Below are 12,922 nucleotides of genomic sequence, written 5' to 3'. Positions count from 1 at the left end.
GCCTCCTCCCTCTCAGGCCTTGATCTCGCCCGACTTTGCCGCCGCGCCTTGCTCCAGCGCCCGCCACATCTCGATATCGCGCTCGGCGGTCCAGATGCGCGGGTGGTCCAGGCCCTTCGCCTCGTCATAGGCGCGGGAGACGTTGAAGGGCATGCAGTGCTCGAAGATCACCCAATGGCCGTATCCCGGGCGCATCCGGTCCATCGCCTCGTCATAGACCTGCTTCAGCGTCGCGCCCCTGGCCGCGCCCTCCCTGGCGATGGCGAAGAGGTCGCTGGTGAAGGCGGCGGTGCCGGCGATGCCTTCCTCGACCTCCGCCCTGCTCATCAGGCTGCGGCCGCGGCCGGGCACCAGCTTCTCCGCCCCCAGCGCCTTCAGCGCCGCCAGCGTGCCGGGCCAGTCGGTGAAATGCGCGTCGCCGCAATAGGGCGTCGCGCCGAACTCCACCACGTCGCCGGCGAAGCAGACCTTCTCCTTCGGCAACCAGACCACCGTGTCGCCCGCGGTGTGGCTGCGGCCGATATGGATGATCTGCACCTCCCGGCTGCCCATCCACAGCGTCATCCTGCGGTGGAACGTCAGGTGCGGCCAGGTCAGGCCCGGAATGCTCTCCTTGCCGCGGAACAGGCGGGGAAAGCGGCCGATCTCGCTGTCCATGTCCTGCTGCCCGCGCTCGACGATCAGGTCGCGCGTGACGTCGGAGGCGATGATCTCCGCCCCCTGGTAGCCGGAGGCGCCGAGGACGCGCACCGCGTGGTAGTGGCTCAGCACCACATGCCTCACCGGCTTGTCCGTGACGCCGCGGATCTTCGCGATAACGTCGGCCGCCATCCTCGGCGTCGCCTGCGCATCCACCACCAGCACGCTGTCATCGCCGATGACCACGCCGGAATTCGGATCGCCCTCCGCCGTCCAGCCATAGAGGCCGGGGCCGAGCTCCTCGAAGGAGACCTGCTTCTCCGCAAGGTCCCTGGTGCTGGCGAAACCTGACATGGCGGCGTCCCCCTCGGTTGGTCTGGTTTGCAGCCGGGCCGCGACGCGGCATCCGGCCGGCGGCTCGGGCCTGCCTGCCCGAACGCAGGCAGGACGTTGCGGGCGGCCCCGGCGGCGGGCCGGCGCGACAGTTCAGCGGGTCGCCGCCGAAGCGGCGGCCTGGGCTCCCGTCCCCGCGCATCCAGGTCTGCTGCGCGATGCGTCATTCGCCATGGAAACTGTAGGGAGTGGGCGGGACCGCTGCCAAGTGACGTTCCGGGACGCAGGGACCGGCCCGGCGGCAGCCCCGGCAGGGGCCCTCCGCGGCGGCACCAACCCGGCCGGGGCGGCAGGCGCGCCGCCGGAATGCCCTCGGCCCTGGCCCGGCCAGCCCGGGGCGGGCAGGCGCTCCGCAGGGCGTGACGCGGTGGGCGCGCCGCGGGCATTGCGCCCCGCCATCGCCTGCGCGGAGGATGGCCGCCTGCCGAGACGAGGAGGCGATGCCCCGGCGGCGGATGCTCGATGCGGCGCGGGCGGCGCTCCTCCTGGTCCTGGCCACCGGCCTCGGCCTGCTGCTCGTCTCGCCGCCCCTGCCGCTCGCCGCGGCGGAGCGGCTGTTCCAGGCCGCCGCCTTCCGCTGGCTCGCCCCGGTGCAGCCGCCGCATCCGCGCCTGGTGCTGATCGGCATCACCGAGGAGACGCTCGCGCAATTCCCCTACCGCTCGCCGGTGGATCGCGGCTTCCTCGCCGCCCTGGTCGAGCGGCTGGCGGCGGCCGGGGTCGCCGCCATCGGCCTCGACATCCTGCTCGACCGGGCGACGGAGCCGGCCAAGGACGCGGCGCTGCTGCAGGCGCTCCGGCGGCAGGCGGTGCCCACCATCGTCATCTCGCTCGGGCCGGAGACCCCCTTGCCGCCGGAGCGGGCGCAGGTGCTGGCGGGCTTCCTTGAGGGCCTGCCCTCGGGCACCGCCAACCTCGCGCGCGACGTCTTCGACGGGCTGGTGCGCGTGCACCTGCCCTGGCATCCCGAAACCGGTGCGCCGAGCTTCCCGGCCGCGCTGGCCCTGGCGGCCGGCGCCGCGGTGCCGGACCAGCCCTTCCCGATGCACTGGCGCCGCACCGCCACCGGCCCGGTCGCGCCGCTCTACCCGGCCGAGGCGGTGCCGCTGCTGCCGCCCGACTGGCTGCGGGGCCGGGTGGCGCTGGTGGGCGCCCTGCTGCCGGGCAGCGACGAGCACCGCACCCTCGCCTCCGCCTTCGGCCCGCCGAGCTATGGGGTGGAGGTCCATGCCCAGGTGCTGGCGCAACTCCTCGATGGCCGGGCCGGCGGCAGCCTCCTGCCCTGGCGGGAGGTGCTGGCGGCGGCCGCGCTGGCGACGCTCGGCCTGCTCGCCGGCCTCCGCCTCGCCGGCCGGCGGCTGATCCTGGTGCTCGGCCTGCTCCTGCTCGCCTGGCCGGCGGCGGTGCTGGCGGCGAATGCCGCCGGCGCCCCCGGCTGGCCGGCGCTCGCGCCGCCGCTCGCCGGCCTGCTCGCCGGCGGGGCGGCGCGGGCCTGGGCCGGCGCGGCGGAGCGGCGCGACCGCGCGGTGGTGCGCAGCCTCTTCGCCCGCTTCCTCGGCGCGGAGGTGGCCGAGGCGCTGCTGCGCGACCGCGAACTCTTCCTTGCCGGCGGCCGGCCGAAGCCGCAGGAGCTGACGGCGACGGTCCTCTTCTCCGACATCGCCGGCTTCACCCGCATCTGCGAGCAATTGCCGCCGGCGCCGCTGATCACCTGGCTCGACCGCTACATGGACCGCATGGCGCAGGTGGCGCTGGCGCATGGCGGGGTGGTGCTGCATTTCCTCGGCGATGGCATCTTCATCGGCTTCGGGGTGCCGGTGCCGCGCCAGGACCGCGCGGCGGTGGCCGAGGATGCGCGCGCCGCGGCGCGCTGCGCCCTCGCCATGGAGCAGGCCCTGGCGGCACTGAACGCCGAATGGCGGGCCGAGGGACTGCCGGAGGCGGGCCTGCGCATCGGCATCCATACCGGGCCGCTGGTGGCGGGCAGCGTCGGGCAGAAGGAGCGGATGGAGTTCTGCCTGCTGGGCGACACGGTCAATGTCGGCGCGCGGCTGGAGCAGCTCGGCAAGCAGCATGGCGGCGAGGGTCCGGGGCGCTGCACCATCATCCTCGGCGAGCCGAGCTGGCGGCTGCTGGACGGCACCGTCCCCGGCCTGCCGATCGGGGAGGTGGCGCTGCGCAACCGTAACGCGCGGATGGGGGCCTGGCGGATCGACCGCGCCGCCGTGCTGGCGCTGCAGGCGCAAGCGCAACCGGGCCCGGTGGAACCGGGCTGAGGGATCGCCCCGCCTGCGGTTTCCGCCATGTCTCCTTCACCGGAAATTGCGCAGGCCATGCGACATGGCGCACAGCCCCGGGCGCGGCTTTGGGCCCATGCTGTCGTCCTCGCCCCGCAGGCCATGGAGGCGTGACTGCCTGACCCCGCGGCTGCGCGGGAGGAGGATGCGAGGCTGCCGATCGAGGTGACCCGATGAGGCCTGGACAGCCCCGCCGCCCGCCGCTGCTGCGGTGGGCGCTGCTGTTGCTCATCCTGGTCCTGCCGGCCATGCTTGTCCCGGCGGCGGGACCGGCGCAGCCGACGCCGCCGCCCGAGCGGCGCGTGGCGCTGGTGATCGGCATCGGCGCCTACCAGAACGCACCGCCGCTCGCCAACCCGGTGAATGACGCGCGCGCCGTCGGCGAGGCGCTGCGCCGCCTGAGCTTCGAGGTGGACGAGGTCTTCGACCCCGATGCGCGCCGCCTCACCCGCTCCGTGCGGGAGTTCGGCGTGAAGGCGCAGCGGGCCGATGTCGCCCTGGTCTACTATGCCGGGCATGGCGTGCAGGTGGCGCGGGAGAACTACCTGCTGCCCGCCGATGCGCGGCTGGAGCGGGAGCGCGACCTGCTCTACGAGGCGATGCCGCTCGAGCTCATCCTCGGCGAGGCGTCGCAGGCCCGGAAGATCGGCATCGTCCTGCTCGATGCCTGCCGCAACAACCCCTTTGTCGACCGCATGTCGCGGTCCATGACCATCGCCGGCCGCGGCTCCACCGCGCCCGGCCTCGCCCGCGTGGACAATGTCCCGCGCAACACCATGGTGGTGCTGGCGACCAAGGCGGACCAGATCGCCGAGGACGGCGCCGGCAGCCACAGCCCCTTCGCCGAGGCGCTGCTGGCGCATTTCCAGATCCCCGGCCTGGAGCTCAGCCTGTTCTTCCGCAGCGTGCGCGACACCGTGCTGCGCACCACCAGCAACCGGCAGGAGCCCTTCATCTTCAGCTCGCTCGGCGCCGAGCCCTTCTACTTCTACCCGCGCCCGCCCAACCGGCCGCCGCTGCTGGCCGCCATCCCGGCGCTGGAGGTGAAGGACAGCGCCGGGCCGACCCCACTGCCGATCCCGCGCCCGACCGATCCGGACCAGGACCCGCTTTCCATCCGCATCACCGGCCTGCCGCGCGCGGGGGAGGTGCGGGTGGAAGGGCGGGTGGTGACCCCCGGCGCGGTCTATGCCGCGGACCGCTTCGCCTCCGCCACCTACAAGCCGGATGGCAGCACGACCGGGCCGGTCGGCACGCTCGACATCCTGGTGGAGGACGGGCGGGGCGGCAGCGCGCTCGGCAGCCTCGCCATCGCCGTCCTGCCCACCAACCGCGCGCCGCTGGTGGAGGCGCCGCGCCGCCTGCGCATCTATACGGGCGGGCTGGAGATCGCCCGGCCGGAGGATCCGGATGGCGACGCCATGGTGGTGACGATCCGTACCCTGCCGCGCGGCGTGGTGCGCAACGGCGCCGTCGCGCTGCGCGGCGGAGAGCGGCTGCGGCCGGAGGAGCTGGCATCCCTCGTCTACCTGCCCGAGCCGGGCTTCACCGGCAGCGCCGGCCGCCTGGCCTATGCGGTGGAGGACAGCCGCGGCGGCAGGGCGGAGGGGGCGGTCGAGATCGAGGTGATGGACGCCGCCGAGGCCGCCGCCCAGCTTGCCGAGACGGCGCTGTGGGAAAGGCTGCGCGGCAGCGGCCGGGCGGAGGATGTCGAGGCCTTCCTCCGGCTCTACCCGGATTCGCGCTATGTGCCGGCGGCGCGCCGGCGGCTGGCGGAGCTGCGCGGCCCGGCGGCCAACGGGGCGGACCCGGCACTGCGGGCGGCACAGCCCGCGCCGGAGCCGCCGCCTGCCCAGGCCGCTGGCCCTGTGCCGCCCGCCACGCCGCCGCCGGCCGCCTCGCCGCCCCCGGCCCAGGCCATTGCACCCGCGCCGCCATCGGTCCAGGCCGCTGCCCCTGTGCCGGCAGCCTCCCTGCCTGCCACACAGGCTGTTGCCCCGCCACCGGCTGCCTCGCCGCCGGCTTCCCAGGCGGCGGCCCCGGTGCCGCCTGCCGCACCACCGCCGGCCGCGTCCCAGGCCACCACCCCCATGCCGCCGCCCGCGCCCGGCGAGCGGCTCGCGGCGCTGCAGCCGGTGCCGCCGCCCCGGGCCACACCGGTGCCGGCGCCGCCCGCCGCGGAGGAACGCTATTTCCAGGACTGCCCGCACTGTCCCTGGATGGTGCGGGTGCCGGCGGGCACGCTGATGATGGGCCAGGGCGCCAATGACAGCGCCGCGCGGCCGGTACGCCGCGTCACGCTGCGCGCCTTCGCGCTCGGCCAGTATCCGGTGACGGTGGCGGAGTGGAAGGCCTGCGCCGCGCAGGGCGGCTGCGGGCCGCTGCCGCGCCAGTCCGTGGCCGAGGAGTCGACGCCGCTGCACAACGTCAGCTGGGACGACGCGCAGCAATACATCCGCTGGCTGTCGCGCGTGACCGGCCGGCCCTACCGCCTGCCGAGCGAGGCGGAATGGGAATATGCCGCCCGCGCCGGCACGCAGACCCGCTACTGGTGGGGCGACCAGGTCGGCGTCGCGCAGGCGAATTGCGAGGAATGCGGCGGCACCCAGGATGCGCGGGGGCCGATGCCGGTGGACAGCTTCCGGCCCAATGCCTTCGGCCTCTACGGCATGCTCGGCGGGGTCGCGCAATGGGTGCAGGATTGCTGGGTGCCGAACTACCAGGGCGCGCCGGTGGATGGCTCGGCGCGGGAGTCGCGCGGCTGCATGCGGCGCGTGCTGCGCGGCGGCTCCTTCCGTTCGGGCAGCGAGGACATCCTGCCGGTCGCGCGCAATTTCTACGATGCGCCGGTGCGCTACCAGGTGAATGGTTTCCGGGTGGCGCGCAACCTGGAATAAGCCGTGCCACTACAGCGGGCAGAGTCGGGCGCGCGGCCTCTCACGGTCCGCCACGATCTGCGGTGGAGCAAACGCGGCCTGACTGGACCCGACCAGGCCGCGCAACCGGCCCTTCCAGGCCATGGCCGAGCCCGCCGGGCACGGTGCAGCACCTGCGCGGCGCGGCCTATTGCGGCCCCGATGCCATCGCCTGCGGCCGGCCCGGACGCACGGTGATGGTGATGCGCTTCGACATCACCGGCGGGTCATGCGGCACATGGTCCGCATCGCCCATCAGCAGTTGCAGGGTATGCGTCCCCGGCGGCAATTCCAGCATGGTCTCGGTCTGGCCCAGGCCGAAATGCAGGTGGTTGCGGTCGTTCGGGATCGGCTTGTCGAGCGGCGGCAGAGGCACGTTGATCAGCAGGTGGTGGTGGCCGGTATTGCGCGTGGTGACGCCGGCCGGGGCGACGCCGAAATTGCGCGTGCCGAACCAGACCTTGAAGCGCGTGCCGCTGATGACCTGCCGGTCCTGCGGCCAGCCGATATAGCAATAGGCATCCGGCGGGGCGGGGACGCGCACCCGCGGCGTCGCGGCCTGGCCTTCCCCGGGCGGCGGCGCGCCATGGGCATGGCCCGGGTCCTGCGGCTGATCCTGGGCCGGAACCTGGGCCGCGGCGCGGCCCATCGCGGCGGCCGAGACCAGCAGCACGAGGCGTCGCGTGGCGGGCATCCCCATCTCCCTCCCTGCTGGCCCGCCCGGCCGGGCGGACCGGTTCAGACCGTCACCGCCCCGCCTCAGGGCAGCACGGTGATGGTGATCCGCTTCGAATAGAGCGGCGGGTCGTGCGGCACATGGTCCGCATCGCCGAGCAGCAGTTGCAGCGTGTGCCTGCCCGGCGGCAGTTCCAGCCGCGCCTCGGTCTGGCCGAGGCCGAAATGCAGGTGGTTGCGGTCGTTCGGGATCGGCTTGTCCATGGCCGGCAGGTCCACATCCACCAGCAGGTGGTGGTGCCCGGTCAGCGCCTTCTCGACATTCGCCGGCGCGATGCCGCCCTCGCTCAGCCCCATCCGCACCCAGAAGCCGCCGCGGATCGCCATCCCGTCATAGGGCCAGAGGATGTAGACGCGCGCCTCCTCCGGCATCGAACGGCGCTGCGCGCTGGCCGGCGGCCCGGCGAGCAGCAGCGCGGCGAAAAGGACCACGAGGAGTCGGCTGACCGTCATCCTGCCCTCTCCCTCGGTCAAGAGCGGGTGTCCCCAGGGCAACCTGGCCGGTGCCAACTGCACGCCGCCCTCCGCCCGAGTTCAAGGAACGTTTTCGGCATCATCGGACCCGCACGGCCTGTGCCGCGCATCACAGCAGGGATGCGCCGCCTGCGGCAGGCTGCCGCGCGTAGGAGGATGCCATGTTGCCGAGGAGCCTCCCCGCCATCATCGCGGCATTGCTGCTGGGCTGCGCCGCCGGCCAGGCCGCGCGGGCCGCGGAGGGCGCCGTGCTGCTGAGCGCGACGGCGCCCGGCTATGCGCCGGGCATGGTGCTCGCGCCCGGCGAGCGGCTGCGGCTGCCGGACGGCGCCAGCATGACGCTGCTGCTCCGCTCGGGCGAGATGCTGCGGCTGCGCGGCCCGCTCGAGACGCGCTTCGATCCCACCCTGCCGGGCGGGCAGGAGGGCTCGGCGGCAGCGCTCGCCGGCGCCTTCCGCCTGCGCGGCCTCGATGCCAGCGCCATCGGCGGCACGCGCGCGACCCTCGGCCGGCGGTCGCCGCCGCCGGCCGACATTGCCGTGGAGACCGATCGGTCGGGCACCTGGTGCCTGCGCCCCGCGGATACGGTCTGGCTGTTGCGTCCCGCGGCGGAGCGGACGGAGATCGCCCTGCGCCGCCGCGGCAGCCTGCGCCGCCTCGCCTGGCCGGCGGGCGCCGCCCGCATCGAATGGCCGGGCGACCTGACGATCGAGGATGGCGACGCCTTCGAGGTGATGGCGGAGGGGCAGGCCAGGGGGGAGATCAGAGGGGAGATCAGGGGACAGGTCCTGGCGACGCTCACCTTCCGCGTGCTGGCCACGCCCGCGCCCTCCGAGGCCGCGGCCCTGGCGCAGGGACTGCTGCTCGGCTGCCGCGAGCAGCATGAGGCGGCGCTGCGCCGCCTCGCCCGGGCCAGCCTGCCGCCCGAGCTCTGGCTCAGCACCGAGCGCGGGCGGAGCCCGGTCTATGCCCCGGCCGAGGCGATCGGCCTGGTGGCGATGGCCGGGCAGGATGGCTGGCTCTACTGCGTCTCGGCCCGCAGCGATGGCGGGGTGGTGGCGGTCTTCCCGGCCGGTGCCGTCGGCGGCGCCCGGCTGCCCGCCGCCGCGCCGGCCTCGCTCTCGGCGCAACGGCAGAGCCTGGCGCTGCGGGCCGGCCCGCGCGGGACGGAGCGCGTGCGCTGCTGGCTGGCGGAGCGGGATATCGGGCCGGCGCTGCCGCCGGCGCTGCTCGACGCCTCCGGCACGCCCTTGCCGGACGGGCTGGCGGAGGCGCTGGACGGGATCTTCGAAGCCGCCGGCGGCCCTCGCCTGGCGCGCGCCGCGCTGGAGATCCGGGTGGAGTGACCGGCCGGCTCCTCGGCCGGTTCATGGCGGGGACGCGCCGCCCCATGCCTGCCGATCCAAGCGGCGTTCCGTGCCGTGGCATGTCGGCGCCGCCAGGCGCAGGGTGCAAGGTACCGCGCCCGTCTGCGCCCGCTGCGCCGGAGGAGGCCCGAAGGCTGCCGGGCTCCGGCATCGGGCGGGCGGCGGTCCCGCATGAAGATTAGTACATCGAAGTGTTCTTGACCGAGCGGGAGCGACCCCGAAGGATGAAACCGCTGGTTCGGCCGCCATCCCGGCCTTCAGCATCATCCCGGGGGGGAAGCCGTTCGCCATGCCTGATCCGATGCTGCTCGACCGCCTGCCCGATCATCTGCCCGAGCAGGCGATCATGCACATGCAGACCCGCATTCCCGGCCTGGCGCCGTCCAGCAACCACAAGGGAACGGTCAGCCTCGCCTCCACCACCCTCTCCGACACGCCGGTCCCGGCCACGCTCGACACCTCCCGCTACAACACCGTCTGGAGCGAGAGCTTCGATAGCGGCTTCGGGCAGATGAACCGCCGCTGGGGCGATGTGACGCTGAGCAATGGCGAGGCCATCCTGAAGAGCAGCGCCGCCAGCAACTGGGCGGCGGCGGGGATGATGCAGGCGCCCACCGGCGCGAGCGCGGGCCAGGGCTATGGCCTCTACACCATCACCGCGAAGACCGATCCCAGCGAGGGTCCGGGTCCCTTCGCCTGCCTCTGGCCCGCGACGGATGTATGGCCCGGCCCCGAGCTCGACCTCTTCGAGAAGGCCTCGCAATCGAACACCGACGGCTATTCGACCATCCACTGGGCCGGGACGGATTCGACGGGCAAGACCATCGACCAGTACCAGGTGTACCGGTTCAGCGGCTACGACATGTCGCAGTACCACACCTACGCCATGGACTGGTCGCCCGACCGCATCTCGCTCTACATCGACAATACCCTGATCTGGACCACCACCGAGCACGTCCCGAAATCCTATGCCGATGGCGGCGAGAACGAATGCTTCGGGGCCGGCATGCAGCCCAAATGGGCCGCGGCGCAGCAGAACGGCCCGACGAATGTGCTCTACGTCACCTCCATGAGCTATGCGGCCCCGAAGCCCGCGCCGCCCGATCCGACGATCAGCGTGGCGGATGCGCAAGTCACCGAAGGTGGGGTGCTGAGCTTCACCGTATCGCTCAGCGCGGCGAGCACGCACCAGGTCACCGTCAGCTACGGCACCGCCAATGGCTCCGCGGTGGCCGGTTCGGATTACACCGCAAGGAGTGGCACCCTGACCTTCGCCGCGGGCGAGACCAGCAAGGCGGTCACCGTCCAGACCACGCAGGACAGTCTGGTCGAGCCGGATGAGACGCTCCTCCTGCGCCTCTCCGCGCCGGTGGGCGGCACCATCGCCCGGGCGGAGGCCACCGGCACGATCAAGAACGACGATGTTGCGACCCCCGGCCGGGTCATCACCGGCACCAGCGGCAACAACTGGCTGACCGGGACATCCGGCAACGACACGATCACCGGTGGCCGTGGCAATGACACGATGACGGGCTATGCCGGCGAGGACGACTTCGTCTTCTCCGCCGGGGACGGCTTCGACCGGATCAAGGACTTCCAGACCGGCATCGATGACCTGGTGTTCAAGGGCCTGACCGCCGCGCAGGTGACCTACCGGTCGGCGACCTATTCGGGGATATCGGGCACCGATGTCTTCTACGGCAGCGGCACCGCCAATCACGTCTTCCTCGAAAAGGTCGCGGCCAGCAGCTTCTCGGTTGCCAGGGACGTCCTCTTCACCTGAAGGGGCGCCGCCTGCATGGGCCCATTCATCCGGCATTCGCCCCGGGGCGGATCGGCGTTCAAGGCTGAATGCCGATCCGCCGCAGTTCCCTGCTTGCCGGGCAGATTCACGCATCCGGCCGTTCACGCCCGTCCGCGATCTGCTCTTTGTTCGCCGAGCAGATTCACGCATCCGGCCGCTCACGCCCGTCCGCGATCTGCTCTAGGATGAGCCTTCCCCGCCCGGTCCTGCCCTGCATGAAACGCCCCGCCCCTGCCCTGCTCTGCCTGGCCCTCGTGCTCGGCGCCTGCGCGCGGGACGGCGTGCGGCAGGACGGGGCGGTGGCCGGCGCACCGACGGCCGCCATGCCCACCGACCCGAACGACCCTTTCGAGGCGACCAACCGCCGCATCCTCGACTTCAACTTCGCGCTCGATGATGCGGTGATCAAACCGGTCGCCCTGGCCTACCGGGACATCCTGGGTCCCTGGCCGCGCGCCCGCATCCGCAACGTGCTGGAAAACCTGAACGAGCCGGCGGTCGCCGCCAACCGCCTGCTGCAGGGCCGGCCGGTCGAGGCAGGCACCTCCGTCATGCGCTTCGTGGTCAACAGCACCTTCGGCCTGGCCGGGATGTTCGACCTGGAACCTGTCGGCGGGCCGCCGAAGCAGGTGGCGGATCTCGGCCAGACGCTGGCGGCCTGGGGCGTCGGCGACGGGCCCTATCTGATGCTGCCCATCGCCGGACCGTCCAATCCCCGCGAATTCGCGGGGATGATCGGCAACGGCTTCCTCAATCCGGTCAACTACCCGAGCCCCTTCCTCACCAGCCTCGGCCGCGGCGCGGCGCTCGGCCTGGATGCGCGGGAGCGGAACATCGAGACGCTGGAGGATCTGCGGACCAACTCGCTCGACACCTATGCCCGGCTGCGCAGCCTGTGGCGGCAGCACCGTGACGCGGAACTCGGCCGCGCCACGGAAACGGAGCCGGACGTGCTGGAGGATCCGGGGGAGGATGCGCCCGCCGCGGCGCCGGCCCCCGCGGCGCGAACCGAACCGGCGCGGCGGCCCGCGCGGCCGGTGGCGAGCCGCCAGCCATCGGAGCGGAGGCCGGCGGTGCGGCAGGTGACGGTCACCCGGAAGAAGACGGGCGGCAAGGCTATCCAGGCCCGCCAGGGCTCCCGCCGCAGGCTGTAGCGGCGGGAGCGGGCCGGGTCCGGGGGCCACCTGGCCCCCGGTGGGGAGTCTCCGGGAGGGGCAAGCCCCTCTCGGAAGGTCATGCGTAGCTGCGGACCCCCTCCATGCTCCGCGTCCCCATCCGCGCGCCCAGCACCGCCGCGACGGCGCCGAGGATCATGGCCGCGAAGATCCAGTAGGCCGCGACCGCGGCGGCGGTGGCCGTGGCATCGGCGGCCTCGCGGGCGCGCCGCTCGGCATCCTGCAGCGTCTGGGTCGCCTGCTGCTCCACCTGACTCAGCCGGCGCTGCGCTTCCTCGGGCGGGATGTTGTACTCGGCCGAGACCAGCCGGGTCAGCCGCTCACGGTCGCCCTGCGCCAGGTTGCCATCGGTGACCCGGCGGGTCAGCAGCTGGGCGATCTCGGCGTTGCGTTGGTCGCTGGTCATCTGCGCCGGCTCGCCGCCGGTGCGCAGCGCGGTCTGCGCCCGCTCCACCAGCTGCTGCGGGTCCAGCTGCTGCGCCGCCTGGGTGGCCGGGCCGGCCGCGGCGGAGGCTGCCTGCCCCGCGCCCTGCGCCACGCCGCCGAGGACGGAGGACGCGCCCTGCATGGCGGTGCTGGTGGCGCCGGCGATGACATTGCCGAGCAGCACGGCCGAGAGCAGGAAGCCGATGGCCCAGACCGAAAGGCCGTGCAGCACGCTGTCGGTCGCATCCGCGGTGCCGGACAGCCGGGCGGCGACATAGCCGCCGACTGCGAGGCCGATCGTATTGGCGATCAACAGCCAGACGCCGGTGGCGATGCCGAAGCTGGAGGCGGCGGGCGTATCGCCCGTGGTGGCATCCACGGTGGTGGCGCCGATCGCGGCGCCGAGGATGTTCAGCATGGTGCCGACCGCGACGGCGACGACGCCGCCGGCGAGGACCGCGCCCCAGGAGATGCGGGGCGGGAGGGCGGGCGCGCCCTCCGGCAGGCCTGTGCCGTAGGCGGCGGCGCCCGTGGTCGTCGTAGGCATGGGTTCAGAGTCCCGGTTCCGGTTGCGATCGCTGAACGTCGCGCCTGCCGGATGGTTCGGTGCCGCGGCATGGACCTGCCTCCACCATGGCAACCATGCCACGCTGTGGCCGCGATGCGGGGGGCGTGCGGATTCTGCCTTGCTCATGCC

Annotated in this window: 9 protein-coding genes; 5 read left to right on the top strand and 4 right to left on the bottom strand. The window is 73.4% G+C overall.

Translation table 11 applies throughout. The features are described 5' to 3' along the window. Positions 1–12: 12 nt before the first annotated feature. On the bottom strand, positions 13–993 hold the full coding sequence (locus LHA35_RS00285; RefSeq protein WP_226603011.1) for an MBL fold metallo-hydrolase: 981 nt from the start codon (positions 991–993) through the stop codon (positions 13–15). A 452-nt stretch (positions 994–1,445) separates the two neighbouring features. Between LHA35_RS00285 and LHA35_RS00280 the strand changes: the two genes are divergently transcribed. Both LHA35_RS00280 and LHA35_RS28535 read left to right on the top strand, forming a co-directional pair. Further along, on the top strand, positions 1,446–3,308 hold the full coding sequence (locus tag LHA35_RS00280) for an adenylate/guanylate cyclase domain-containing protein (RefSeq protein WP_226603010.1): 1,863 nt from the start codon (positions 1,446–1,448) through the stop codon (positions 3,306–3,308). Positions 3,309–3,502: 194 nt separating this feature from the next. After that, positions 3,503–6,226, top strand: a complete 2,724-nt coding sequence (locus tag LHA35_RS28535; RefSeq protein ID WP_264185095.1) for an SUMF1/EgtB/PvdO family nonheme iron enzyme — start codon at positions 3,503–3,505, stop codon at positions 6,224–6,226. A gap of 166 nt (positions 6,227–6,392) precedes the next feature. Here the strand turns inward: LHA35_RS28535 and LHA35_RS00265 are convergent, their stop codons facing one another. Together LHA35_RS00265 and LHA35_RS00260 are read right to left on the bottom strand one after the other, a co-directional pair. Next, on the bottom strand, positions 6,393–6,938 hold the full coding sequence (locus LHA35_RS00265; RefSeq protein ID WP_226603009.1) for a DUF4399 domain-containing protein: 546 nt from the start codon (positions 6,936–6,938) through the stop codon (positions 6,393–6,395). A 65-nt stretch (positions 6,939–7,003) separates the two neighbouring features. Then, positions 7,004–7,432, bottom strand: a complete 429-nt coding sequence (locus LHA35_RS00260) for a DUF4399 domain-containing protein (RefSeq protein ID WP_226603008.1) — start codon at positions 7,430–7,432, stop codon at positions 7,004–7,006. A gap of 182 nt (positions 7,433–7,614) precedes the next feature. On the opposite strand from LHA35_RS00260, the gene LHA35_RS00255 reads away from it, so the two are divergent. From LHA35_RS00255 to LHA35_RS00245, 3 genes are all read left to right on the top strand, one after another. Beyond that, positions 7,615–8,799 carry a hypothetical protein gene (locus tag LHA35_RS00255; RefSeq protein ID WP_226603007.1) on the top strand — a complete coding sequence of 395 codons (1,185 nt, stop codon included), beginning with the start codon at positions 7,615–7,617 and terminating at the stop codon, positions 8,797–8,799. Between the two features lie 310 nt (positions 8,800–9,109). Further along, positions 9,110–10,603: a Calx-beta domain-containing protein gene (locus LHA35_RS00250; RefSeq protein WP_226603005.1), complete on the top strand. Its 1,494-nt coding sequence runs from the start codon at positions 9,110–9,112 to the stop codon at positions 10,601–10,603. 236 nt (positions 10,604–10,839) lie between these two features. Further along, on the top strand, positions 10,840–11,778 hold the full coding sequence (locus tag LHA35_RS00245; RefSeq protein WP_226603002.1) for an MlaA family lipoprotein: 939 nt from the start codon (positions 10,840–10,842) through the stop codon (positions 11,776–11,778). Positions 11,779–11,857: 79 nt separating this feature from the next. Here the strand turns inward: LHA35_RS00245 and LHA35_RS00240 are convergent, their stop codons facing one another. Then, positions 11,858–12,772 (bottom strand): hypothetical protein, encoded by a 915-nt coding sequence (locus LHA35_RS00240; protein ID WP_226603000.1) that lies wholly within the window; start codon positions 12,770–12,772, stop codon positions 11,858–11,860. Positions 12,773–12,922 lie beyond the last annotated feature (150 nt).

It is taken from the genome of Roseicella aerolata, assembly GCF_020523605.1.
In the GTDB taxonomy this organism is placed as follows: Bacteria; Pseudomonadota; Alphaproteobacteria; order Acetobacterales; family Acetobacteraceae; genus Paracraurococcus; species Paracraurococcus aerolatus.
Note: the sequence above shows the minus strand (reverse complement) of the source record. Positions and strands in the feature narration are given on the sequence as shown.